Source organism: Leptothoe kymatousa TAU-MAC 1615, assembly GCF_018739865.1.
Classification (GTDB): domain Bacteria; phylum Cyanobacteriota; class Cyanobacteriia; order Phormidesmidales; family Phormidesmidaceae; genus Leptothoe; species Leptothoe kymatousa.
Genome location: NZ_JADOER010000009.1, coordinates 273,004 through 299,585, shown reverse-complemented (window position 1 = coordinate 299,585; position 26,582 = coordinate 273,004). Strand labels below are relative to the sequence as shown.

16 protein-coding genes and 2 pseudogenes are annotated in these 26,582 nt (G+C 51.5%); 8 read left to right on the top strand and 10 right to left on the bottom strand.

What is annotated here, in order from left to right; genetic code table 11:
• Window positions 1-59: 59 nt before the first annotated feature.
• The 3 genes and pseudogenes from IXB28_RS11080 to IXB28_RS11070 all read left to right on the top strand — a co-directional run bounded on the left by IXB28_RS11080 (window position 60) and on the right by IXB28_RS11070 (window position 5,090).
• Window positions 60-3,392 carry a toll/interleukin-1 receptor domain-containing protein gene (locus IXB28_RS11080; RefSeq protein ID WP_215618643.1) on the top strand — a complete coding sequence of 1,111 codons (3,333 nt, stop codon included), beginning with the start codon at window positions 60-62 and terminating at the stop codon, window positions 3,390-3,392.
• A 249-nt stretch (window positions 3,393-3,641) separates the two neighbouring features.
• A pseudogene (locus IXB28_RS17065) lies at window positions 3,642-3,869 on the top strand (GXWXG domain-containing protein); the annotation flags it as partial.
• 492 nt (window positions 3,870-4,361) lie between these two features.
• A complete protein-coding gene (locus IXB28_RS11070; RefSeq protein ID WP_215618642.1) occupies window positions 4,362-5,090 on the top strand; it encodes a Uma2 family endonuclease in 729 nt (242 codons plus the stop codon).
• 32 nt (window positions 5,091-5,122) lie between these two features.
• Here IXB28_RS11070 and IXB28_RS11065 read toward each other — a convergent pair whose 3' ends face one another.
• Window positions 5,123-6,271: a hypothetical protein gene (locus IXB28_RS11065; RefSeq protein WP_215618641.1), complete on the bottom strand. Its 1,149-nt coding sequence runs from the start codon at window positions 6,269-6,271 to the stop codon at window positions 5,123-5,125.
• Between the two features lie 242 nt (window positions 6,272-6,513).
• Here IXB28_RS11065 and IXB28_RS11060 point away from each other — a divergent pair, with 242 nt between their 5' ends.
• Window positions 6,514-7,062, top strand: coding sequence for a DUF4334 domain-containing protein (locus IXB28_RS11060; protein WP_215618640.1), 549 nt, complete (start codon window positions 6,514-6,516; stop codon window positions 7,060-7,062).
• Between the two features lie 139 nt (window positions 7,063-7,201).
• Here the strand turns inward: IXB28_RS11060 and IXB28_RS11055 are convergent, their stop codons facing one another.
• Complete coding sequence (locus tag IXB28_RS11055; protein WP_215618639.1) at window positions 7,202-7,987, bottom strand: peroxiredoxin-like family protein; 786 nt, start codon at window positions 7,985-7,987, stop codon at window positions 7,202-7,204.
• Window positions 7,978-8,955: an aldo/keto reductase gene (locus IXB28_RS11050; RefSeq protein WP_215618638.1), complete on the bottom strand. Its 978-nt coding sequence runs from the start codon at window positions 8,953-8,955 to the stop codon at window positions 7,978-7,980. Before IXB28_RS11050 ends, IXB28_RS11055 begins: the two co-directional genes overlap by 10 nt.
• Window positions 8,956-9,170: 215 nt before the next feature.
• Here IXB28_RS11050 and IXB28_RS11045 point away from each other — a divergent pair, with 215 nt between their 5' ends.
• Window positions 9,171-9,641: a hypothetical protein gene (locus IXB28_RS11045; protein WP_215618637.1), complete on the top strand. Its 471-nt coding sequence runs from the start codon at window positions 9,171-9,173 to the stop codon at window positions 9,639-9,641.
• A gap of 9 nt (window positions 9,642-9,650) precedes the next feature.
• Complete coding sequence (locus IXB28_RS11040; RefSeq protein ID WP_215618636.1) at window positions 9,651-10,112, top strand: hypothetical protein; 462 nt, start codon at window positions 9,651-9,653, stop codon at window positions 10,110-10,112.
• Window positions 10,113-10,116: 4 nt separating this feature from the next.
• Here the strand turns inward: IXB28_RS11040 and IXB28_RS11035 are convergent, their stop codons facing one another.
• From IXB28_RS11035 to metG, 5 genes and pseudogenes are all read right to left on the bottom strand, one after another.
• Window positions 10,117-11,073 carry an RNA polymerase sigma factor, RpoD/SigA family gene (locus tag IXB28_RS11035; RefSeq protein ID WP_215618635.1) on the bottom strand — a complete coding sequence of 319 codons (957 nt, stop codon included), beginning with the start codon at window positions 11,071-11,073 and terminating at the stop codon, window positions 10,117-10,119.
• A gap of 766 nt (window positions 11,074-11,839) precedes the next feature.
• Entirely contained in the window at window positions 11,840-12,625 is a 786-nt protein-coding gene (locus IXB28_RS11030) for an ABC transporter ATP-binding protein (protein ID WP_215618634.1), read from the bottom strand.
• Window positions 12,626-12,717: 92 nt separating this feature from the next.
• Window positions 12,718-13,590 (bottom strand): ABC transporter permease, encoded by an 873-nt coding sequence (locus tag IXB28_RS11025; RefSeq protein ID WP_215618633.1) that lies wholly within the window; start codon window positions 13,588-13,590, stop codon window positions 12,718-12,720.
• Window positions 13,591-13,699: 109 nt separating this feature from the next.
• Window positions 13,700-14,710 carry an ABC transporter substrate-binding protein gene (locus IXB28_RS11020; protein ID WP_215618632.1) on the bottom strand — a complete coding sequence of 337 codons (1,011 nt, stop codon included), beginning with the start codon at window positions 14,708-14,710 and terminating at the stop codon, window positions 13,700-13,702.
• 109 nt (window positions 14,711-14,819) lie between these two features.
• Window positions 14,820-16,496 (bottom strand): annotated as a pseudogene (metG, locus tag IXB28_RS11015) (methionine--tRNA ligase); the annotation flags it as partial.
• A gap of 895 nt (window positions 16,497-17,391) precedes the next feature.
• On the opposite strand from metG, the gene IXB28_RS11010 reads away from it, so the two are divergent.
• Entirely contained in the window at window positions 17,392-18,387 is a 996-nt protein-coding gene (locus IXB28_RS11010; protein WP_215618630.1) for a DUF3616 domain-containing protein, read from the top strand.
• Window positions 18,388-18,408: 21 nt separating this feature from the next.
• Here the strand turns inward: IXB28_RS11010 and IXB28_RS11005 are convergent, their stop codons facing one another.
• Entirely contained in the window at window positions 18,409-18,780 is a 372-nt protein-coding gene (locus IXB28_RS11005) for a hypothetical protein (RefSeq protein ID WP_215618629.1), read from the bottom strand.
• Between the two features lie 493 nt (window positions 18,781-19,273).
• On the opposite strand from IXB28_RS11005, the gene IXB28_RS11000 reads away from it, so the two are divergent.
• Window positions 19,274-22,537 carry a COR domain-containing protein gene (locus tag IXB28_RS11000; protein ID WP_215618628.1) on the top strand — a complete coding sequence of 1,088 codons (3,264 nt, stop codon included), beginning with the start codon at window positions 19,274-19,276 and terminating at the stop codon, window positions 22,535-22,537.
• A gap of 19 nt (window positions 22,538-22,556) precedes the next feature.
• On the opposite strand, the gene IXB28_RS10995 is transcribed toward IXB28_RS11000, so the two are convergent.
• Entirely contained in the window at window positions 22,557-26,558 is a 4,002-nt protein-coding gene (locus tag IXB28_RS10995) for a toll/interleukin-1 receptor domain-containing protein (protein WP_215618627.1), read from the bottom strand.
• Between the last annotated feature and the right edge of the window lie 24 nt (window positions 26,559-26,582).

Sequence of the window (26,582 nt, the reverse complement as noted above, 5' to 3'; positions counted from 1 at the left end):
CATTTTCAGCAATTTATCGGCTGTATACTCACCCATAGTCCCCGATTGCAGCCCCTTCCATGAACCCCTTCCAGGATGCGTTTATTTCCTATGGTCGTGCCGATAGTAAGCAATTTGCCCAGGAGCTTAGCAAACGCCTCACAGCGCTAGGCTACAAGGTTTGGTTTGACTATAACGATATTCCGCTGGGGGTGGACTACCAAAGGCAAATCGATGATGGCATTGAAAAGGCGGATAACTTTCTGTACCTGATTTCGCCCCATTCGGTGAACTCAGACTACTGCAATCTGGAAATTGAGCAGGCGCTAAAGCACAGAAAGCGGATTATTCCGCTGCTGCATGTGGAGGAGATCAGCTACGACACCTGGCAGTATCGCAATCCAGAAGACACCAAGGACCAGTGGGAGGCCTATAAGGCCGCAGGTAAGCATTCCCATTTTGCCAATATGCACCCAGCAATTCGCAAGATCAACTGGGTCTATTTTCGAGAGGGCACCGACGACTATGGGGACTCCTTTGAAGGACTGCTGGAGCTGCTGAGCCGAGAAAAGGACTATGTTCATCAGCATACGATGCTGTTGAAGGATGCTCTGGAGTGGGAGCGTAATCAAAAACAAACACGCTATTTGCTCACTGGGGAAGATCGACAAAACGCAAAAGCATGGTTGGCCATTCGGTTTAAAGAGAGTCAGCCGCCGGTGGTGCCGACGGACCTGCACTACGAGTACATTACCGAAAGCATCAAAAACGGCGATAACCTGATGACCCGGGTGTTTTTGTCCCATGCAGAGGAAGATGCTGAGACTACGGATCAGGTGAGACGCACTCTAATGCGGGCAGGGATTACCACTTGGACCTATCGATCGGATATTGAATTTGGCAGCGACTTTGAAGCGGCACTGAAGCGGGGGGTGGAAGAAGCGGACAATGTGTTGTATTTAATGTCCCGCAATTCGCTGAAGTCTAAATATTGTCAGTATGAAATAGACTTAGCTATCAAGCTAAATAAGCGGTTAATCATTATGCTGGCGGGGACCGTGGATGAGACGGATATTCCGGTGGCCTTTAGGAATCTGCAATATATTGACCTGACCGATAACGAGACCGAGGAAGATTACCTTAAGGATGAGGACGACCTGCTGCGGGTGCTGAAGCAGGATGCGACGTATTTTAATGAGCACAAGGTTTTATTGACCAAGGCGCTGAAATGGGAGCGGCAGCAGCGGAACCCGTGTATTTTGTTGCAGGGCTATGAGTTGCAACATGCCCAGGCATGGCAGGATGTTGCCCAGGCTAGGGATACTAATGGCCCGACGGAGATTCAGACGGAGTTTATTGAGGCCAGCAAAAAACAAACAGCAGCGGTGTCGCCGGATGTGTTTATTTCCTATTCGCGGGCCGATTCGGACTTTGCGCGGAAGTTGAATAATGCATTGCAGCGGCAGCGTAAGCGTACCTGGTTTGATCAGGAGAGTATTGCGTCGGGGGCGGATTTTCAGCAGGAGATTTATAAAGGGATTGAGACATCGAATTTCTTTTTGTTTGTGCTGTCGCCTCGGTCGGTGAAGTCGCCCTATTGTGCGGATGAGGTGGAGTATGCGGCGAAGCTGAATAAGCGGATGGTGACGGTGTTGCATCGTCCGGTGGAAGCGAAAGATCTGCATCCGGAGTTGGCAAAGGTTCAATGGACTGATTTTAATGCTAATGAGGGAGAGTTTGAGGCGAACTTTAAGGAGTTGTTGCGGACGTTGGATACGGACCCAGTGCATTTGCGATATCACACTGGGTTGTTGTTGAAGGCGATTGAGTGGGATGAGAAGGGGCGGCGAGAAGAGGTGCTGCTGCGGGGGAGTGAGCTGACGGAGGCGCAGCGGTGGATAGTGCAGGCGGCGGAGAAGGAGCCGAGACCGACGGTGTTGCAGGGGGAGTATGTAGCCTCAAGTCGGGGAGCGTTGGAGACTGGTCAGGCAGCAGAGACGAAGCGGCAGCGAATGGTGATTGGAGGATTGGCTTCGTTGTTATTGTTGGCAATGACTGTTGGGGGTGTTGCTGTTTGGCAATGGCGAGTAGCTAAGCAAGCGATTAAGCAAGCTGCACTAAATCAGGCGCGGTCGTCGGGTCTGCTTTCTTTATCGCTATTGAATGAAGGTAAAGATTTGGATGCGTGGACTGAAGCTATTCGGGCTGGTACTGCTTTACAAAAGTATCAGGTTATCCAACCGGAGGGACTGAATGTACTGCAACAAGTCTTATTGAAAAGCAACCAAGTCCATAGTCTCAATGGGCATGATGCTAGAGTTAGTAGTGTGGGCTTTAGCCCCGATGGTAAAACCCTCGTCAGTGGCAGTGGTGACGGCACCATCAAATTATGGAATGTGGAAACAGGAGAGGAAATACGCACTCTTAATGTTCATGATTCTTTTGTCCATAGTGTAGGCTTCAGCCCCGATGGTAAAACCCTCGTTAGTGGCAGTGGTGACAACACTATCAGACTCTGGGATGTGAATACAGGAGAGGAAATACGCATCCTCAATGGGCATGAGTCTGAGGTCCTGAGTGTAGGCTTCAGTCCCGATGGCAAGACCCTCGTCAGTGGCAGTTGGGACACCACCATCAAACTCTGGGATGTGGAAACAGGCGAGGAACTCCACAGCCTCAACGGCCATGATCATTGGGTCAGAAGTGTGGGCTTCAGTCCCGATGGCAAGACCCTCGTCAGTGTCAGCAGTTGGGACACCACCATCAAACTCTGGGATGTGGAAACAAGAGAGGAACTTCACAGCCTCAACGGCCATGATGATCGGGTCAGAAGTGTGGGCTTCAGTCCCGATGGCAAGACCCTCGTCAGTGGCAGTAGTGACACCACCATCAAACTCTGGGATGTGAAAACAGGCGAGGAAATCCGCAGTCTCAATGGCCATGATGATGGGGTCGTTAGTGTGAGCTTCAGTCCCGATGGCAAAACCCTCGTCAGTGGCAGTGGCGGCAACACCATCAAACTTTGGGATGTGGAAACAGGCGAGGAAATCCGCACCCTTAATGGCCATGATGATGGGGTCGTTAGTGTGAGCTTCAGTCCCGATGGCAAGACCCTCGTCAGTGGCAGTAGCGGCAACACCATCAAACTCTGGGATGTGGAAACAGGCGAGGAAATCCGCACCCTTAATGGCCATGATGATTGGGTCATTAGTGTGGGCTTCAGTCCCGATGGCAAGACCCTCGTCAGTGGCAGTGGTGACAACACCATCAAACTTTGGGACTTAGAGGCTCTAAGCTTAGATTCATTGGTTGTTCGTGGTTGCGATTGGGTCCGCTATCATGTGGCCCATAATCCAGTCGAAATTAGCGATGAAGATCTGGCATTGTGCGATGGCATCGGCACAGAATTGTAGACAAATTGTTGCAAATAATGAATATCTCGTAGGGGCGATGCCTTGTGCTTGCCCGGCAATACCGTCGCCATGATCCAAGATTTCCAAGAGAAAATCACGTATCATGAGATTTTGCATGGGTACCTAGCAATGTCGCAGGGCAACCACAAGGGTGTGCCCCTACCAAATATCAGGATTACCGATTTCACATTTGCCAATAGAATATCTTGGAACAACACGGTTCTCGATTCATCCCACCAATCAACAACAATGGAAACCCCAGAAACCTGTCAGACAATCCTGCAAGCAGGTAAAACAACAACCGAAAAAGCCCTGCAACTATTCGACTCCCTAGCCCCCGTCAACCTAGACTTTATGCTAGGCCGCTGGCAAGGCTCCGGACTGCACACCTCCCACCCCATGGATGGCATGTTAGAAGCCTCCAACTGGTACGGCAAAGAATTTATCGAGCCCGAAATCGTCTATCCCTTATTTTTTTAGACTCCTAGGGGCGTTTCGTGTCCACCAGAGAAAATCTGTAAGGCTTATGACTTCGTTTATGCTGAATCGAGATATGATCGAATGAGAAGCAAAACCAGCTGCTTGGGGTCCCTCCGAGTTCCCCAAACCCCCTGGGCAGGGCCGGGAGGCCGCCCTACGACCCAGCCTATCAGGTCATCTCAAATGGCATTAAATAGGAGTTACGGCGGGGACGATTAATCAGGTTATCGTATTGTTATTTGGCACGATGTTGTTAGAAAATCTTTTCCATCAGGAACGGGGATTGCTGGTGAGTTACTGGGGTTTGATATCTGCGATCGCAAACCCTAATTCCCAGCTCATTTGATATCTGCGATCGCAACGTCTAATTCCCGAACTATCTGATATAGCTCATCAACCCTAGGATTAGGTACCCGCTGTATCGTCACAATAGGGTATTTGCTAACCTAGTGATAGCTGCTTTGAATGCCGTCTAAGGACCGCTAGCCCATGACCCCAGCAACGACCCCAGATACCCTAACACCCGCTGAACTAGCCCCTCAGATCCATGAACTGGTAATCGAGGACGATACCCCTGTGGATAATTTCTTCTCAGCCAAACTCCAGCGCATGCTGATTGAAATTCTCTACAGCTCTTGGGCCAGTCTGGGAATGGAGCGTCCCTTTATCGCCGATGCAGATATTGGCATTTTTTCATCGGTGCATCGTCCGCCCATTGTGCCAGACGTATTCATCAGCATGGATGTAGAAGCGCCTCAGGACTTTCGTGAAAAGAAAAATCGGACATATCTGGTATGGGAATTTGGCAAGTCCCCCGATGTCGTTGTCGAGATTGTATCTAACAAAGTGGGTAATGAGCTGGGCAGCAAGCTGCAGGACTATGCTCGTCTGGGAGTGACCTACTATGTAGTATTTGACCCATTACAGCAGCTGGGAGATGACGTTTTACATATCTTTGGACTAACCCATGGGCACTATGAACCGCTTGAGCAACCCTGGCTAGACCGCATTGGACTAGGACTCACCCTATGGGACGGCACCTTTGAAGATGTAACCGCTACCTGGCTAAGATGGTGCGATCACGATGGCCAACTCTTACCCACCGGAGCAGAGCGGGCCGCTCAGGCAGACGCTAAGGCAAGTGCAGCAGAGGCAAAAGCGGCTAAATTAGCAGAACAACTACGGGCGCTAGGGGTGGATCCTGACCAATTTACCTAGCTGCACCATGGGAAAAAGGGACTGCTGGTGGGTTACTGGGGGTTGATATCTGCGATCGCACCCTCCAATTCTCGCACCATCTGCTGTAGCTCATCAACCATAGGACTAGATGAACGCCGTATATCCCTAATATACTCAGCGGAGTTAAAGCCGCACCCGATGGCTAAAAGACTAACCATGGGGGCGTCTATTAAATAAAGACTATAACTAACAAACTCCCCTCGAGTGAGTGCCGCCTGGCCATCAAAGCGTCCATCAGCTCCCAGCAGTTCCCCCAACCCAGTGATCTCCCTAAAAAACTCCAGTGCCCCGTAGGCCGGATCAGCCGGGGTAAGATCTGGAATCTCCGCCACGCTGCCGACGGCTGATTTTTGCCTAGCCGTGTGGGCACTGTCGGCCTGTTTCCCGTTGAGGGTTCTAGTCAATGCCCGTAGCTCAGTTAGGTGCGATCGCACCTGACCAAGGGCATCAAAGATGTCAGAAAAGGATTGCTCAGTGTTGATAACAGTTTGGTTTTCTAAAGCAAATTCAACCGGATCGGTGGTAAAAAAAGAATTTCCAGCAAACAATACGCGACTATAAATAACCTCAAGCTGACGCATATAGTCAAGATAGTCAGCTTGGGTTAGGGGCTGGTCTAGCTGAAATGAACCGTCGTCCAGTCGCATATCCAAACCAAACTCTTCCTGCAGCCGATATAGATCCGCATTACCGTTATAGGGCGCAGGCACCGCCAATTGTTTAGACCTATTTTTGGTTTGTGTGGCCCGCTGTTCAGCGCGCTTTTCAGCTCGCTGAGCAACCTGTCCTGCCATTTCAATAGCCCTGGCTACCTCATTGCGCAGGCTGCCAGATCCGTCCCCATTCAAGCCATCTATGCGAGTCCACAGATAGCGTTCTTTCTCTTCAAAGTCCAAGCAAAGCCTTTCCAGTTCTGCCGAGTGGGCGCGCTCAAACTCCCATAGCTGCTGGGAAAAATAAGCCGTAGAAATGATAAAGTCCGACCGGGTCAGCGGCTTACTTAAATCGGGGGCATTCTCCACCAGTGGTAAATCACGACTTTCTGCCCATAGTCGGTCCGAGCCTCTTCTGGACGGCTCCATAGCCAGGGCGGGAGCCAGCCAGCTACCGACTAGAATGCCTGCCAGGGCTAGAACGCTGCATGAATGACGTAGAAACATAGTGGGGAGAAAAATCTGAATATGATTACAGGGGTGGGCCGTGTGACGATGAGGTCTACATAGATTACTCAGCGCCAAAACGCACTTTTATGCAAAATACTCAAAAATCGCCGTTGCTGATTTTGGGGATGAACCGATCTGATTATGATGCAATGGATCAGAATTTCTCAGATGAAAACATCCCGAGGATCGGCAATGCCCCAAAAAAATATACGGTTCTCGGTCCACTCCACCAAACAAAAATGGAACCCCCAGAAAACGCTCAGTCGATCCTGCAAGCAGGCAAAACAACCACCGAAAAAGCCCTCCAGTTATTCGACTCCCTAGCCCCCGTCACCCTGGACTTTATGCAAGGCCGCTGGCAAGGCTCCGGCCTCCACACCGCCCACCCCATGGATGGCCTGCTGGAAGCCACCAACTGGTATGGCAAAGAATTTATCGATCCTGAAACCGTCCACCCCCTATTGTTCCTAGCCCCCCAAGGAGAGATTATCAAAGTCGCCCCCCAACCCATGGCCATGAAATGGGGCTTAAAGCTGCCCGGTCTCAAAAGCGAATTTATGCAGCCGCTGCTGGGGCTAACCCCGTCGCTGCTAAAAACAGAAGAGAGTCAGGCCAGACTGCGGATGATGGACTATCGCGGCAAGGTCAGCGCCACGATGATTTATGATTATTTGCCCATTAATGATGCCTTTCGGCAGGTGGATGATGATACGGTGCTGGGGGTAATGGACTATAAGGAATCTCCCCAGCCGTTCTTTTTTGTTCTAAGGCGAGATTCTGGAGAATAGGCAATGAATTTAGGGGAAATCCAGAATTTTCTCCCCTCTTGGGAGGGGGGCCGAAGGCGGGGTGGGTTTCGAACAATGGCGCTAATGGTCAACCCACCCCATCGCCCCTCCCAAGAGGGGAAAAGCTATTCTGCTTTGCCTAACCCCAATCCACCTCGTCTAAAAACGACAATGGATTGCCCATATTAGTCGCAAAGCCTAAGATATTGCGATCGCAATGTTCATACACCACTTTGCCATCCCCAAGGCCATAGGTGGCTCCCCGCTGGGTAATGTGTCTCACATCCGGCACATAGGTGTTCCACTTGCCCAACACCTCCGCCATATTCCGCAACCGTAGGGTAGCCAGCTCAAACGGTCGTTGAAACCCTTTCCCCCCAGCTCGCTTAAAAAACTCTCCCTTAATCGGCGGTAATGGTGGGGCCTGCACCACTTCTTCATCTTCGATTAGCTGGGGGGCATTGCGATCGCCCAGATAACCACGAAAAACTTCCGGTAGTGTGCCAGGGCTACCAATGCCGGCACACATTAGTAACAGATTTAACCAAGCATTTTGGCGCTGATTAAACCCCGGTACCGCCAGGGTTAGCCCAGGGTATAGGCCCAGTTCTTGGTGTAACGCACCGTCGGGGTCGAGCAATAGGGACTCTTCGGGGAAGCCGGTGTAGGCACAGAAGGCTTTACCCGAGTTGCGATCGCCAATGCCCACCGCCCGCACGGTTATCCCCTTCGTCGCCAGGCTATCGGCCCCGCGCCGCAGCCACCAGGCATATTCCAAACTGTCAAAGTCGCCCAGTTGGGGCCACACCAACACCAGCTGCCGGGTTGCTGGCACGACCAGCGAAACGGTGTCGCCATCGCTCACCCGCTGTCCCTGGGTGCGGCTCAAAATGTTATGCACGCCTGCCTGCGTTTCTACCGCCATGGTTGACTCACCTCACTCAGCTGTTCCTGTTCCTCTGGGGTGAGGGCCCAGCCCAATGCCCCGGCGTTTTGGCTGGCCTGGCTAGCATTTTTTGCCCCCGGAATGGGCACCACTGTCCCCTGCCCCATTAACCAATTTAGCGCCACCTGGGCCGGGGTTTTGCCATGGCGCTGGCCAATCTCCTGCAATGTCGCAATCACCGGGGCAATTTTCTTTAGGCCGTCCTTGCTAAAGCGGGGATCCAAACGGCGGGCACCGGTGGGAGGCTGATGGTTTTCCACCGTATATTTGCCCGTTACTAAGCCCTGGGCCAGGGGACTATAGGCCAAAATGGTCACCCCTAGGTCCTTGGCCGCGCTCAGCACCCCGTTGGATTCAATCTTGCGATGCAAAAGAGAATATTGCACCTGGTTCACGGCCAATGGGATCCCTTGTTTTGCCAGGTAGCCATGGGCCTGGTGCATCTGGCTGGCGGAATAGTTACTCACCCCGATGGATTGAATTCGCCCCTGTTTCACCTCAGCGGCCAGGGCATTCATCAATGTTTTTTGCCCCATCAAAAAGTCAAAGGGCCAGTGCACCTGGTAAAGGGCCACCGTTGGTAGCTGCAGTCGCTTGAGGCTGGCCGTGAGGGTATCTGCCACGGCTGAGGCCGAAAATCTCCAGGGCAATGGAAAATATTTAGTCGCCACGGCAACGGGGGACTTTGTCCCCTGTAGAAACTCTCCCAGTAGTTCTTCGGACTTGCCTAAACCATAGACCTCCGCCGTATCAAAAAAGGTGACGCCCGCCGCCAAGGATGCCTCAAATGCCGCCCTAACGTCTTCGATGCCATAGCCTTTGCCATACTGCCAGAACAAGGAATCGCCCCAGGACCAGGTACCCACGCCAAGGGCTGAAACGGTTGGCCCATCAGCCCCAAGCTGTACAGTCTGATGTGTTGTTGCGCCATTGGGTGACTCTGCCATGATTTTTTGGATTCCTATGGTGTCCTGTAATTTCAGTATATGTACCGGGGGCCTGGTTGTTTGTCTACCGAGGAGACTTGATGCCTGCCTGTTGCCTGGTACTAAGTATAGAATTTCGGGAAAAGTAAGCCTGCCCTGGGCATCTGGCTAAAAGCTTTGGGCAGCAGGCAAAACAATCTACCCCGTGGCAATTGTCGTCGTTTTCTAGGCATTTGATGAATAAACTCTACACCGCCCTAGTTCGGCCTAGATATCATCAGTTCCGCTACGCCGTAGCCATTTTAGTGGGCTACACGGTGGGTGGGTTTTACCTATCTAGCTGCGACGTGGGTGCGGCGACGTGGGGACTTATTTGTCTTTTGGTGGGCTATACGGCCATAACGGGCATGGGGGGAGTGGTGCTATCGGCAGCCTGTTTCTCCACCATGGTGATTGTCTATGCCTTTATCCATCCTTGGCCCATTACCAAGGCAATGCCCATTCCCCTGACACCGCCTCAAATTTGGTCCAGCACCTTGATTACCCTTTGGCTCTTGGGAAGCTTGCTGATCGTATTGTTGGGGGCCGGCGTGAAAGAGTTTGCCCGGCAACAGCGCTTTCCCTGGAAATATACCGCTTTTCTCGGCGGGTTGAGCTACCTCGCCCTCGCCCTAGGCCACAGATTTCACCTAACCATTACGACCTAATCGAACTCAATGTTTCCTAGGATAAATTCGCAACGGGGTAACCAAAAATCTCAGCCTGCTAGGGAGCCTGGCACCAGGGGGGCTAGAACGGCTGATAGCCTTTTAACCCTGGTCAATCCCGCCGTTGCCCAAGAGTTCAGTGGCCAACAGTGGCAGGAGATGCGCCGCATTGTTAACCTGGCCATGGGCAAGCCCTCGCCCAAAATTGTTGATCTGAACTTCACCGTCGATCTAATTATTTCGCGGTTCTATTTCAGACTGCTGGTGGGGGAAGATACGCGCCACAAAAATCGACGACAACAAAGCACAGGCAGCCGCATTGGCAATTTGATTGCGGCTGTTGGCTTAATCATTGCCCTTAATGTGGTGGTGAGCGTCTCGGTGGTGGTGATCGGCTACTTGGTTAAATCTGCCATTGGCGTTGACCTGATGCCGGGCCACTGGAGAGATTGGGTAATGAACCGAATCTAGTTACCTAGCTGGCTAGATACTCACGCATATCGGACTGGCGCTTGCGCAGGCGAGTTAGGGCTTCGCGCTCAATTTGGCGCACCCGCTCGCGGCTAATGCTAAGCAGTTCACCAATTTTGGCCAGGGTCATGTGCTTGCCGTCGTCCAAGCCAAACCGCAGGTGTAGCACCCGCTGTTGTTGGGGGGTGAGTTCCGCCATTAGCCGATCGAGATCCTTGCGCAGCAGGGACTGGGTGGCATAGTCCTCAGGTGTTTGACCTGGATCTTCTAGCAGGTCTCCTAGATTTGTATCTTGGTTGTCGCCAATGCGTAAATCTAGGGAGAGGGGGGTGCGAGATTTATCTAGATATTCTCGCACCTGCTTGGGGGTAAGCTTCACTTCGTCGGCTAATTCCAACACAGTGGCGGCGCGACCCAGTTTCTGAGAAAGCTGTCGCTGGGCTTTTTTAATCTTGTTAAGCTTTTCTGTAATATGAATGGGCAGGCGAATGGTGCGGCTTTTCTCCGCAATTGCACGGGTAATGGCCTGGCGAATCCACCAGTAGGCATAGGTGGAAAAGCGATAGCCCTTGAGGGGATCAAACTTTTCTACGCCCCGCTGCATGCCGATGGTCCCTTCTTGGATTAGGTCCAACAGGTCAACGTTGCGCTTGATATATTTTTTGGCAACAGATACGACCAGTCGCAGGTTCGCTTCTACCATGCGGCGTTTGGCCAGTTCGCCAGCTTCGACAGCCTGGGTTAGCTCAGCGATGGACACCCCAGCGGCTTCGGCCCATTCCTGCTGGCTAGGCTCTCGCTCTAGGCTTTCGCTTAATTCGTTACGTTGCTTTTGAAAGGCGACGAACTTTTGAACTTGCTTGCCATAAACAACTTCTTGTTCATGGGTCAAAAGTGGTACGCGCCCTATTTCTTTAAGGTATGTACGAACCAAATCATTGGATGTTTGAGAAGAATTCATACGAGTGATGTGTTGATAGCGCGAACTACAGAGAAAAAATGACTCCACCTCGTTGTCGAGGCAGTACGGGTGAAATGGAAACTACTCTACGAAGCGTAGGGATTAAAAGATAAAAGCAACCCCGCGTACCCTGAAAACACCTGTGGGTACCCAGACGTTTCTCTATGTATACAGATGAAAAATCATATGTAGTGAAATAACAATAGAGAAAATATAGGCTCCTGAAGCCTTAAAACAGGAATAAAGTCACGCGAGTTTGCTTAGGACGTTAGTGATGCTGCGTTATTGTGTGTCAACATTAGCATATTTTAAGTAATGTAACTTTCCTGAGAGAATATTTTTTCTACTCCAATTTATGGGGCATGGGTAGATTGGTCAGGGAAAACGCGTAATAATTAGGTGTTAGAGTAATTGATCGCATTGGAATCAGCTGCATCAAGAATGACAAAACCGCTTAAAAAATGTGAAGTATCTTTTAAGAAGGTTGCCTTGAAAGGTAAAGGTAATATCACGATTTCTTTCGTTTTCGGTCGATAGGCTTAATAAGCAGAGGTCGTACAGCCCTAATTTTGTTTCTAATATTTGACAAATATGGGCACACCTGGAATCTATCCCCAAGGCCCCAGACCTATATTCGTTGATAATAGTTTCAGTATTTTTGGGGAACTAAGGGGCTGTTAGGCAACTACTTTGTGGTTTAAGCATGAAAAGTTTGTTAAGTCATGACTTAAATACATAGGGCCATGATTTTAATTTTTAACAAGCCCTAACCCAGCAGCAGGCTGTCGTCGGTGAGGGCATCCCCAGCAAATCGGCTGAGTAAATCGTTAATGGTGAGGTTGGTTTTGTCGGCCCCGGCGGCATCAAAAATAATTTGGCCTTCGTGGAGCATTAGCAGCCGATTGCCTACGGCTACGGCCTGGCGCATGCTGTGGGTCACCATTAATGTCGTTAGGTGATGTTCGGCTACGAGCTGGGCGGTGAGCCCCATGATGAAGTGGGCGGTTTTGGGATCTAGGGCGGCGGTGTGTTCGTCTAGTAGCAATATTTTGGCGGGGGCCAGGGTGGCCATTACCAAGCTAAGGGCCTGCCGCTGACCGCCGGACAATAGGCCAATGCGATCGCTAAGTCGATTTTCCAGCCCTAGTTCCAGGCTAGCCAATGTGGCCCGAAACTGATGCCGCAGCCGGTTGTTGAGGGCGGGCCGCAATCCTCGCGGTTGGCCCCGTCGAAAGGCCAGTGCCAAATTTTCTTCGATGGTTAAATCGGCGCAGGAGCCCGCCAGCGGATTTTGAAACACCCGTGAAACGAGGGTGGCCCGCCGGGCCGTGGACCAGGGGGTAACGGTTTGGTTTTCGATGGTGATGGAGCCGCGATCGCAACCAATATCGCCGCTAATAACATTCAACAATGTGGACTTACCCGCCCCGTTGCTGCCAATCACCGTAATAAATTCCCCGGCAGCAATATCCAAATTCACCCCCCGCAGCGCCGGTTTTGCCAACGGAGTACCAAGGTTAAACGTCACATGGATGTCAGCAAGGGAAATCATCGGTTAATTGAAATACATCGGAGGGTGGGCACCGCCCACCAATTAATCAAAATAAAGGATGTTGGGGGGAGCATTTCGTGCATACGCCTAGGTCAATTACGTTTCAATTTTGCCAACAAATTTGCCTGGGGCAACACCAGCGCCAGCACCACAATCACCGCCGTCACCAGATTTAAATCCTGGGCCCGCAACCCTAGAAAATCCGCATTTAACGCAAAGGCAATCACCAGGCGATAGACCAAACAGCCCAAAATTACCGCCAGGGTGGCCCAGCGCACCGTGCGGCTGGGGAACATCGCCTCCCCCAGAATCACCGTGGCCAGACCCACCACCACCGTACCCACCCCCAACGCCACATCGGCAAAGCCATTCACCTGGGCAAATAGCGCCCCCGACAATGCCGCCAGCGCATTGCTCAGGGCCATGCCCAACAAAATTAACCGGTTTGTGTAGATGCCCTGGGCATTGGCCATTACTGGATTCATGCCGGTGGCGCGCATGGCCAGCCCCACATCGGAGGTGAGAAAAAAGTCCATGGCCAGCTTGGTGAGGCCTAACCCCACCAGCAAAATCACCCAGATGGGGAGAAGTTTTTCTAAACCATCAAATAGGGTGGGCTGGTTGAGCAGCGGCACATTGGGCCGGCCCATAATGCGCAGGTTAATGGAGTAAAGCGCAATCATGGTGAGAATGCTGGCCAGCAAATTGAGGATATTAAACCGCACGCTCAGGAACGCCGTGCATAGACCGGCCAAGGCCCCCGCCGCCATGGCAACGCCGGTGGCAAGCCAGGGGTTAACGCCTTTGGTGATCAGGGTGGCGACCACGGCGGCCCCGAGGGGAAAGCTGCCATCTACCGTCAGGTCTGGAAACTTAAGCACCCGAAAGGAGAGGTAAACTCCCAGGCTAAGAAAGCCATAGAGCAAACCGGTTTCAATGGCTCCAAGAAAGGCAACAAGGGACATTAGTAGCTAACGGACATCCGTTAGCTATTCAAGCATCAAACAGGTAAGGGGGGCAGTCTCTCTAGATTGTTTTCGTTACTTCAGGGAAATAACGGCTACGGGATGACGGTTATTCAAATACCTGGTCGGCGCTGTTCTTAATCAAATCGGGAATGGTGACCCCCATGGCTTCGGCGGCGGCTAAATTTACGGCCAGGTCTACATTTTTGGCTAGCTCTACGGGAATGTCGCCGGGGTTCTCACCGCCGAGGATGCGGGTGACCATATCACCGGTTTGGCGACCGACTTCGTAGTAGTCAAAGCTGGCGGTTGCGATCGCACCCCGCTTCACCGAATCCGTATCCCCGGCAAACACCGGCAGCTGGTTCTCATTGCCCACCTGGATCACCGACTCCAAGGCCGACACCACCGTATTATCCGTGGGCACATAAATGGCATCCACTTTACCCACCAGGCTCTCCGCTGCGGTGGCCACATCGGCGGAGGTGGATACGGTTGCCTCTTCGATGGTAAACCCCTGGGCCTCGGCTTCGGCATTGAGCAAATTCACCAGGCTAACGGAGTTAGATTCCCCAGCGTTGTAAATCACACCCACGGTTTTTGCCTCCGGGGCAATATCGGCCACCAGGGCCAGGTGCTCATCAATAGGGGAGAGATCGCTGACGCCGGTAACGGTGCCACCGGGGGCTTCCAGGCTGGGCACCAGCTCTGCACTAACGGGGTCAGTAACGGCGGAAAATACCACGGGAATGGTGTCGGTATTGCCCACCACCGCCTGGGCCGAGGGGGTGGCGATGGCGACGATCAGATCCGGGTTGTCCCCCACAAACTTTTGGGCGATCTGGGCCGCATTGGCGGGCTGGCCCTGGGCACTTTCCCACACCCATTTGAGCGAGCTATCGGCTTCTAAACCTTCTTCCCTTAACTTGTCTTGGAGGCCATCGCGCACCGCATCTAGGGCCGGGTGTTCCACGATTTGGGTAACGGCGACGTAGGGAATATCGGCATCGGTGGTGGCGACGGGGTTGCCGTAGTTATCGGTGCCACTGCCGCCACAGCCGAACAGGGTGGCACAGAGTAGGGCGGGGGCGATGAGAGTTTTGGGGGAAACGTGTGTCATGGATAGTGAAGTCTCTTAAACAGCAAGAGGTTAAAAAACTTCCCCTCTCGGGAGGGGCTACCTCCTAAGAAGGGGCTACCTTCTAGGGGGATAGGTATTGGCCAAGGGCCTAGTCACCGCCGTACTGGGCTTTGAGTTCGGCGACGCGGTCGTCGTCTAGCTTTTGGAATAGGGGGGCGGGCACGGCAAAGGGGCGACCGGCGGCCAGGATGGTGAGGTCCGTGGCGGCGGCCATGGTGCTGTTGCGCTCGTCGTCGGTGAGCTGCAGGGCGTCATACAGGGTTTCTGCGGCGTGGGGAATAAAGGGGGCGCTTGCGATCGCATATAGCCGAATCAGGTTAATGCAGGTGCGAATCACCACCGCCGCTTCGTCCTTGTTGGTCTTAAACAACGACCAGGGCGCCCGCACATCGATATATTGGTTACCCGCCGTCCACAGCGCGTTCAAGGTTTCCGTCGCCCGCCGAAATTCCTGCTGGCGCAGGTGGCCCCGCAATTTTTCCACCAGGTCTTTGCAGGTGGTCTCCAGCTCCGCTTCCGCCTCACCGGGGGTGCCCCCTTCCGGCACTTCTAAACCAAACTTAGACTTGGTAAATTTCAAAATGCGGTTAACAAAGTTGCCCAGGTTGTCCGCCAGTTCCTTGTTTACCCGGTTTTGGAACTGTTCCCAGGTAAAGGCAGAATCAGACGATTCGGGGGCGCTGGCCATGAGCATATAGCGCCAGTAGTCCGCCGGGGCAATGTCCAGGGCCTGGTCGAGGAACACCCCCCGTTTGGAGCTGGTGGAGAACTTGCCGCCGTAGTAATTTAGCCAGTTAAAGCCCTTAATGTAGTCCGCCATTTTCCACGGTTCGCGGCTACCCAAAATGGTGGCGGGCCACATAATCGTATGGAACGGCAGATTGTCCTTGGCCATAAACTGGGTGTAGTGGATATCTTCGCCTTTCCACCAGCTTTCCCAGTCGTTGCCGGTGCTTTCGCCCCAGGCCTTCGTGGCCGACACATAACCAATGGGGGCATCAAACCACACATAGAAAACCTTGCCTTCAAACCCTTCGGCGGGCACCGACACCCCCCAGCTGAGGTCGCGGGTAATGCCTCGGCTTTGCAGCCCTTCGTCTAGCCACTTGTTGGCAATGGCGGTGGTGAGTTTGGGCCAGTGGGTTTGGGCATCTACCCAGGTGCGTACCTCGTCGCTGAGCTTGTCTAGCAGCAAAAACAAATGCTTGGAGCTGCGTACTTCTAGGTTGGTGCTGCCGGAAATGGTGGACTTTGGATCGATTAAATCCGTGGGGGACAGCACCTTGGTGCAATTTTCGCACTGGTCGCCCCGGGCCTTTTCATAGCCGCAGTGGGGGCAGGTGCCGGTGACATAGCGGTCTGGCAAAAAGCGTTCGTCGTCTAGGGAATAGATCTGGCTGATTTCCCGTTCTTCGATAAAGCCGTGTTCTGCCAGTTGCTGGTAGAAGTGCTGGGTGAGCTCGTGGTTTTCGGGGGCGGAGGTGCGGCCAAAGTAGTCGAAGGATAGGCCAAACTGTTCGTAGATGTCCTTTTGCTTTTGGTACTGCCGGGTGCAAAATTCGGCCACGTCTAGTTCGGCTTCGAGGGCGGCAATTTCTGCAGGGGTGCCGTGTTCGTCGGTGGCACATATATAGAGGACGTCTTCTCCTTCCTGGCGGAGGAAGCGGGCGTACACATCGGCGGGCAACATCGACCCCACCAGGTTGCCCAAGTGCTTAATTCCGTTGATGTAGGGAAGTGCGCTGGTGATCAGATATCGCATTCTAGGTTTGCTTTGTCGTGTGCCAAGTCATGTGCCTTATACACCCTAGCGGTTTAGTTGTTTTGGCTCAATAGTAGCGGGGTTTTTGGTTTTGTTTGGGGATTTTTTTGGGGATTGGTAGGGGGCTAAAGGGGGCGTTTGGGGTTGCGATGATTTTTTTATCCGTTATGGGTGGGGCTGTTGCTGTATGACTTGGCAGAATTTAGGGGGTTGGTAAGGGGGCAAAACCGGTTGCTTGGGGTCCCTCCGAGTTCCCTTTTCGGAAGTATGAAGGTTTTCTCAAATAGCATACTGGGTTTCCCATGGGTAGGGCGGTCTGTCGCCCTACGACCCCACAGAATGCATCGGGTTATTCTCAATTGCGACAATAGGGGTTACGGCGAGGTCTATGGTTTAGGTGCTGCCTTTTTTGGTGGATAGACTTTTTGGTAGCAGAATTTAGGGGGTCGGTAGGTGGCAAAACCGGTTGCTTGGGGTCCCTCCGAGTTCCCCAAACCCCCTGGGTAGGGCGGTCTGTCGCCCTACGACCCCACAGACTGCATCGGTTATTCTCAATTGCGAAAGTAAGGGGGGTACGGCGAGGTCTATGGTTTAGGTGTTGCCTTTTTTGGTGGATAGACTTTTTGGTAATGGTATTGCTATTGGCGTCTGTAAGGTCTCATATGGATGTCTATGGGATAGTCTGACCCATAGACACCACCGTAACCCCTGCCTCACCTGATTTTTTGCGATGTAGGGCAGCTTACTTTCGGGGGGTGTGGGGGAGTTAGGCCCCCACGTACAGGAGGGGTTCGGGGAGGAAATCCCTGAGCAGTTGGTTTTGCATTTTACCGGTACTGTTTATGACGGTATACATAAAACAGTGCCATTTGAGAGTGGCACTTTGATGAGGTGCATTATGCCGCTAATTTCCCAAACTGTGACCTTTAAGGGCAAAATCCATAAAGCTGAGGATCTAAGCGCGATCGCATATTTCCATATCAATAACACGGCGTATCTGGCCGTTGGGTCAGACGAAAGTAAAAAGCGGGTGCAGCTGCTAAAAAATACCTCTGGCCACATCTACGAAGTGGATCGGGACCTGGAAATTGAACTGCCCGCTGGGAAAGATGCCCTGGAAATTGATATTGAAAGTATTGCCTTTGATAATGACAAAACCTGTCTTTACATAATTGGTTCCCATTCTCAGAAACGACGCACGGTGAAAGTGGCGGAGAAAACGGCGGCGGAAAATCGTGACCGGCTGACGGATGACAGAATTGAGAAAGAAAGCGATCGCAACCGCATTTTCCAGGTTGCTCTTAAGCCAAAAAGCGGCAAGGTCAAGGATATTCAACAGGTTGACAACCTAAAAAAACTGTTTGCGGAGGATAACTACCTAAAGCGATTTGTCGAGATTCCTAGTAAAGAAAACGGCATTGACATCGAAGGTTTAGCATTCCAAGACGAGCGGCTTTATCTCGGCTTTCGCGGTCCCATTTTGCGCGGCAACTATGTGCCGGTGATGGTAATCCCCAGCAAAGGGTTTGAAAAAGAGATAACAGACTACGAGATTCGGTTTGTGCAGCTAAATGGGGGTGCCATTCGCGATATGACCGCCGTGGATGGGGGATTTTTAATTATTGGTGGACCCATGGGGGATGCACCGGGACCCTACGGGATTTACTTTTGGGATGGGTCGGACATGGTGTACGGCACCGACCGTCCGGTGCCCATGCCCCCTGCCTGCATCCGGTTAGAGGAGATTGTGCCCCCCATTGGTGACGATGGTGCCATGGGTAAGGCGGAAGGGATTACGGTGGTGGAAGAGACCGCAACTGGCTATCGGGTGCTGATTGTTTTTGATAGCCTAAAGGACGGTGGTCCGCAGCTATGGCATATTCATAAGCCATAGGGGCTGGCCTATTAAGTCGTCTTAGATATTTGTGTGGCGAGTGGGGTGCAGCCTTTTAAGGATGTAGCCTAGCACTGCTCCGATGGTAAAGCCGAGAACCGGGGTGAGTTTGTCATAGGCGAAGGGAGCGGTAGTGCCTTGGCCGAAGAATGCCATAAAGGTGGAGGTGATGGCCAAAATCATTAGGATGCCGCTGATGATGGCGATGGCATAGATATTTCTCAGCTTGGGAACGATTAGAAATTCCATTAGCAATGAGTAGGCCAAGAGTTGGAAAATAGCTAGCCGCAAGGAATAGTCGAGGATAAGCCAGCCGATGGCTAGGCCGATGTTGAAGTTGCTGGCCCAAATGTTGATTAGTACATAGCTGACGGCTATGGTGACTGGCGGCATTAGAATGCCTAGGAGCAGGCGGATTAGTCGTGATCGGTGCGCAACGCCAGCCATAGGTAAGAATTGTGGTCATTCTGACTTGGTTTACACACTGTAGCGTTTCTCGCGCAGAGTCGAAAGAAACCTTCCTCAACTTTAGATAGGTAAAACTGAATGACCTTTTTACTATGGGTGATAGTTCCAAAAAACTAATTCACGTTGCTTACAGGTAAATTAAATAATCTCGATTTTTTGAATATCCTAGAATATAAAGAGGTAAGGAAATCCGTTCCCTAATATTATTTTGACAATAAAATAGAATTATGAGATTTCAGCCTACAGTTTTTGAACTCAAGAGATTACGCAGAAAATTTAGATGATTTGATTACCAAGTTATTAGTAATACTTGAAAAGTCTTTCATGGAAATATTTCAAATTTATATAACGACACCTTGGCATATCTTAATGAATAATCTCAAATTAGCTAATTTATTCAAATTACCTCACTCTTCTTATGGAATCTCAAAAAACTGAAGCAAATCGACGAATTAAGGAAGCCTTAGACACAAAAGCAATAAATTTAGATCTATCAGGTTTGCAATTAGAGACTTTTCCAGTATTAATTACCAAACGACTTTTTAATTTAAAGCAACTCAATCTTAGTAATAATAAATTAAAGATAGTACCTAAAGTTTTAGGTCAGCTCTTTAATTTACGCCAGCTAGACCTTAGCAATAATCAATTAGATACTTTGCCAGTAGAATTAGGCCAACTCTCTAATTTAATTCGGTTAGACCTTAGTAATAACCAGCTAATAACAATACCAGCAGAATTGGGTCAGCTCTTTAATTTACACCAGCTAGACCTTAGTAACAATCAATTAGATATTTTGCCAGTAGAATTAGGCCAACTCTCTAATTTAATTCGATTAGATATTAGAAATAATCCTTATCTTGTCTCACCCTCTCAGAAAGCTTTCAAGAAAGGACCAAAAGAGGTATTACAAGGAATTGAATTAGTAAAACAGCGAATTGAAGAAGCTTCTTATACAAATATACTTCAGCTGGCGTTTCTTGACCTGAATGCGATCCCTCCGTCAGCTTTCAAACTAACTAATCTTGAAGAGATTGATCTTCGGAATAATAAACTACAAACTATACCCCCAGAAATAGGAAGACTCGCTAATCTTGAAAAGATTGATCTTCGGAATAATAAACTACAAACTATACCTTCGGAGATAGGACAACTCATTAGTCTGAAAGAGCTTAAGCTCAGCGCAAACTACTTAACAGATGTGCCTAAGGAGCTAGGATTACTTAAGAATATAGCTCGAATTGAGCTTCGAAATAACCAGTTGAGAACTGTTCCGAAAGAATTGGGGCAGCTTACAACTCTTACTTGGTTGGACCTTAGTGCAAACCGATTAACAAGTGTTCCTAAGGAGTTAGGATTACTCAAAAATGTAGATCGAATTGATCTTCGCCTGAACAAGATAATCACGGTACCTAAGGAATTGGGGCAGCTAAAAACTCTAACATCACTTTATCTAAGTGGAAATCCTAATCTTCAATTTCCGCCACCGGAAATAATGGAGCAGGGGACACAGGCTGTTTTAGCCTACATGCGAGCACAGAAATTTCATGATAAACGTCAGTGGATTTCTAAGTTGTTAGTTATAGGAGAAGGAGGAGTCGGTAAAACATCACTTCTTCGTGCTCTCCGCGGTGAAAGTTTCGAGGTTCAACAATCTTCGACTCATGGAATTGAGATAAACGCATTAAAGCTGAAACACCCGCACGAAGAAGATGTCTTTATGACTTTAAATACATGGGATTTTGGTGGTCAAGAGATTTATCATGCTACCCATCAATTTTTTCTTACCAATCGTTCTCTATTCCTCTTGGCCTTCAATGCTCGTCTTGGTTATGAACAAGGTAAACTCATTTATTGGCTCAAAACAATTCGCGCGAATGCTCCAGAATCTCCGGTCATTTTAGTCGCTACTTGGTCAGATGAACGGGATGCTGATCTCCCTCTCTCAGAACTAAAAGAACAATTTCCTCAAATTGTTAGCCTTTATGAAATTAGTAACAAGACTGGTGCTGGGATTGATGCACTAAAACAAACTATTACTAATACGGCAGCTGAATTGCCACTCATGGGAGAAGTATGGCCTGCTACCTGGCTAACATTTGCGACTAAAATTCGTCAAATCAAATCCAAGCAGGCTACAACTGAACAGTTCTGGTCCGCGATGGATAAATGTAATGTTTCGTATGAGGGGCAGCCTATTCTTGCCAACTGGATGCATGAGTTGGGAGATATTTTATTTTTTCAAGATAACCCTGGTCTTAATAATTTAGTGATTCTTAAACCACAGTGGGTTACAGAATATATCAGCAAAGTTCTCTCAGCTGAGGCTGTTATTAGTAACTTTGGAATCTTCACTCGTCAATGCATGAATGAGCTATGGAGGCAACTTTTGCCTGGATTGCGAGAATATTTTCTTGAACTGATGGAACAGTTTGATCTCTCTTATAAAATACCTGACGATCCAGAAGATAAAAGTCTAGTAGTAGAGCGTCTAGATTATGAACCACCTGATTTTCAGGGATTGTGGAAACAAATAAAAGAGGAACCTAACTGTAAAGAGATTACAATGAAATATCAGCTCAGTGAAATTTTAGCTGGTATTCCGACCTGGTTTATAGCTCGTCAGCATCGTTTTACTCAAAATCTCCACTGGCGAACTGGTGTATTATTTGGCGACGGACGTAGTAATCCCAGGCATTTAGGTCTGTTACGAGTTACTCGAGATACTCGCACAAATGCAGACCATGTGACCCTCACCGTTCGTGGACCAATGCCCCATAGCTTCTTCGGCATCTTGCGAGAAGGGTTTGAACTCACCCTTAAGCGCTATCCAGGTTTACAAATTACCCGGCTAATTCCCTGCCCTGATCCACTCCACGAAGACTGCAAACATGAGTTTGACTATGCCAACCTCACTAAACGGCTGGAACGAACACCACCCAAGGAAACCATTGACTGTGAGCAGTGTCTAGAGACAATTTCAGTCACGCGATTGCTCTTCGGCTTGCACTACACCACGCAAAATGCCGTAATTGAAAAAATCGATTCTCTGCAAAAGTCTATGTCTCAGGGCTTTACAGAACTCCGTGAACTTGTCCAGCGGGACCTTATCCGCGAAATTCGTACTGTCCAAAAACAACTCGAATCCCCCTGCCCCAGCATTTTCGTCCTCCGTCCCGACGACCGTAAACCCTGGCAAAAAGATCTCGGCTGCCAACGCATCAACCTGCAACTCTACTGCGAACATCCCGGCTGTCTCCACCCCGTCAAAGCAGGCGGTCTCTACCCCATCGACAACCCCAAGCAGTGGCTTAAGGTAATGACGCCCCACATCAACCGCCTCTTCGGTATTCTCAAATACGTCACCCCCGTCATCGGCCCCTGGATTAATCTATCCGCCCCCATCTACAGCGAACTGATCCAAAATGACCTGGCCCTTACCGAATCCTTAATCGATAAACTACCAGAAGTTAAATTCGACGATGAGGATCGCAGCTTTATTGACGACGAACGTGGTGATCGCCCTAGCAAAATCAGCGGTGCCGCCCTGCGCATGTTGCACCAATTCCTAAAACAAAAAGACCCCGAACAAGTCTGGGGTGGCCTTACCCGTACCACCACCCCAGAAGGCGACGTGCTCTGGCTTTGCAAAGAACACATCAAAGAGATTTACCCCACATCCTAACCATGGGGTTCCCAACGGCTTAGAATCCGCAAGCCTTAGCCGTTTTTTCCCCAGCCGCCGCCGAATGATTACGAATCCGATCGCAACCCCAAGTCACCCACTCTGCCAAACTTCCCCCTTCCCAACGGCGCAAAAAGCCATCGCTGTTGGCGCTTAAAATCCACTGCCCATCGCCACTAAACAACACCGTACTGGCCGTGGCATTGTGCCCCGTCAACGGTTCACCGATGGGATTACCCTGCAAATCCCACAGCCGCAGGGTTTGGTCCCGGCTGGCGCTGACAATATACTCACCATCGGGGCTAAAGGTGACCGCCACTACATCACTTTGGTGGCCATTAAACGACGTGCCAACGGGTTCGCCGTCCCCCGTCCACAACCGCAGGGTGCGATCGCGACTGGCGCTGACAATATACTCACCATCGGGGCTAAAGGCCAGGGCATTAATATTATCCCGATGACCCTCAATCGGATCTCCCATGGGGGTCCCCTGCAAATCCCAAAACCGCAGGGTGCGGTCATCTCCACCGCTCACCAACCGGGTGCCATCGGGGCTAAACACCACCGCATTCACCCCGTCGCCGTGGTCCGCCTTGGCAACAGAATTGCCATCAAAATCCCACAGCCGCAGCGTTTTATCATCACTGGCACTGGCCACCAACCGCTGGGTAGGATGGATGGCCACGGCATTCACCCTATCCGTGTGAGCATCCCCCGTGGCGAGGGTTTGCCCCTGGCCATTCCAGAACCGCACTGTTTTGTCCGCACCACCGCTGACAATGGTGCGCCCATCCTGGCTAATGTCCACCGCCAGCACCGCACCGCCATGGCCAACAAAAGGGTCCACATCGCTACCCAACAGTTTTATGGTGCCGTCATCCCCGGCGGTCACCAGGCTTTGGCCATTACTGGCCATGGCATTAACCGGCCCCCTATGCACCTCAGTGGCCCGACGTTGCAACACATCCCGCAGCGACCAGAGCCGAATAGTCTCGTCCTCACCACTGCTAATAATGGTCTCCCCATCGGGGCTAAAGGCAACGGAATACACATAGTATTCATGGCCAATGAGCGTTGGCCCCACCGGCTGCCCGGCCCGGTCCCACACCCGCACCGTATTGTCGTCGGCACCGCTAATAAGCCACTGGCCATCGGGGCTAAAGGCTAAGGAGACCACCGTGTCGCTATGGCCTTCTATTTGGTGCAACAACTTTCCCTGGCGATTCCACAGACGAATTGTTTGGTCGGTGCCGCCGCTGGCAATAAGCTGGCCATCGGGGCTAACGGCCACCGCCAGGATGCCCCCTTGGTGCCCCTCCAGGGTGTTTACCCGCTTTCCCTGGGCGGTCCAAATATACACTAGCCCATTTTCTCCACCGCTAATAATCTGTTTGCCATCGGGGCTAAAGGCCACGGACCACACGGTGCCGTCGGTCTGAAACGGTGGTGTGACTAACTTTCCCTGGCGGTTCCACAGCCGCACGGCACCCCCCTGGTCGCCGCTGGCAATCCAGGCACCGTCGGGGCTAAAGGCCACTGTTTTTACATGGCTGTCGCGTTCGGTTAGAAAAACGCCGAGGTTGTTCCCCTCTAGATCCCACAGCCTGACGGTGCCATCGGAACTGGCACTGGCTAGGGTTTGCCCATCGGGACTAAAGGCCACGGACCAAATGTCATCGGTGTGCCCCTGGAAGGGACTGCCCACCGGATTCCCCTGGGCATCCCACAGTCGTACTACATGGTCAAAGCCACCGCTGGCAATCAGTTGCCCATCGGGGCCATACACCGCCGACCACACTGCGGCATCGTGGCCGGTTAACCGATTGCGTTCGGTAATGGTGCCAATGGCGTTGCGCAAAGCAGAACGCACGGAGGGTCGAATGTTCCATAGCTGGGATCGGCTTTTGCCCACCAGTGCCAAGGTTTGGATCAAGCCTTCCACGGGCTTTACCGCCAGGGACCGGCTCACCCGTTCGGCGGTTTGGTCCAGGTTTAGGCGACTGCTTTGGCGAAAGGCAAAACCGCCCGCTACGACGGCAATGGCGGCGAGCACGCTCATCGTCGCCAGCAAGGATTGCAACACCCGCACCCGTTGTTTGTCGCGCCGGGCTTCGGCGTCTAGGGCCGTTTGGCTGGCGGTGATAAAGGCCCGTTGCTCTGGGGTAACGGCGGGGCGTTTTTGTTGGGTGTGGGTTGTGTGCAACCACTGGGTTGCGATCGCGCTTTCCGCCCCCCGCAATAACAAATCCTGGCTTTGGTCTTTTTGTTGCCATTCCAAAGATCGCTGTAGCCATTTGGTATGGCTTTGCACATGGTCCCGATCCGTATCGAGAATGCGCACCAGCTGGTTAAAGTGGGTGGTAAAGTTCCCCCGCCGCTGACTAAAATCGAGCCACTGCACCTTGGCCAGCTCAGGATGGAGATCGGCGGTATCGATGGGATGGTGCAACAGGGTAACCAAGCGCTTGTTAAACCGGGCCGCATGCTCCACCTCCTGTTTACAGTAGGGAGACTTTACCGACCGGGGGGACAAAATAAACAAAAAGTTGTCGGATATTTCAATGCCCCGGTAAATCTCTTGTTGAAAATTAGCCGTCCCTGCGGCAATACTTTCTTGATCGAACCAGGTGGTTTTACCCTGGCTTTGCAATGCGTTGTTTACCATGCGGGCAATATCCCCATCGGCACTGGAATAGGAGATAAACACATCGATGGATGGGGGCGGTGGGTGTTTGATACTCGCCTGGATAAAGGCCTGATGGTACTGGGTGGCCCCATGGGCCGGTCGGCCTAGGGCCGTCTTTAACCAGGCTTCCCCCTGGCGCAGGTCATAGCCCCGCAACAAAATGCTGGGATTGTGCTGTTGCCGTTTCCATTTTAGGGCCTTTGTCAGCAGGGTTTTATGCTGGTCGTAATAGACCGCATCCTGTTTGAGCGCCTTAATTAAGGCACTCTCGTCTGAACCGTAGTCGGCCGGTGCCACATTGTCGGTCAGGTCAATATACTGCAATTCCCCCAGGGGACCATGGGGCACTGCCCCCGGCAATGGCCGCACTAAAACAGGAACTATCCGCTTGTTGAGGGCAATGGCATAGTCCAGCTCCTGCTGGCAATATTGAGACTTAAGCGAATCGGGGGACAGCAAATATACCAGCGTATCGGCCTCTTCAATGCCCCGCGCCACGGCTCGCTTAAAGGCGTCCCCGGTGGCAATGTCGGTTTGGTTGGTCCAAACGGTCAGGGCCTGCCGTTGCAGGGAATGGCGAATGGTGTGCATCACCGCCGCATCGGCCTGGGCATAGGCCAAAAACACCTGGGTCATGTTGTTGTGGGCGTTTTTGATGCTTTCGGTAATAAACTCGCAGTGGAGGTCGGTGGGCTCACAGGGGGATTGAGATTCCCCAAACCGACGCTTTAGCCAGGTTTCGGCGGCCTGGCGGGTTTCTCCCAGCAATAGAAATTCGGTTTGTTGTTGCTGCCGCTGCCAGGCTAGGGCCCTGGCCAGTAGCCGGGTGTGCTGTTCCACATAGTCCCGGTGGCGCTGAACAATATGGCCCACATCGGCCAGCGCCGTTGCCACATCATCGTTTTCGCGCATATACACCCAGTTGATTTTGCTAATGCCAGGGTGCATATTGGCAAAACTAGAATGGAGACCCTTGGCTTGGTAGTCTTGCCACTGGGCCTCGGTGCCGTTGGGGTTGCGCTGCAGCCAGGTATCGCGCGAAATTTGTTCTACATGCAAAATTGGGATAATGCGCTTTTGGTAGCGGCAGGCCAGCTCAATCTCCTTGGCACAATAGGCAGAATTGACGGCGTGGGGGGCAATCACAAACACAAAGTTGTGGGCCTTTTCTATGCCGCTATCGATCTGGTTTTGAAAGTCCACCCCCAGGGGAATATCGTTAAAGTCGCACCAAACCCGATGGCCCGCATCGGTTAGCTGCTGAACCAATTGAACGACAAATGCCTTACTGTCCGCCCGCCCATAGGAAATAAAAACGTCGTAAAAATCTCCCATGGCCCCGGTGCTCCCCCTGTGATT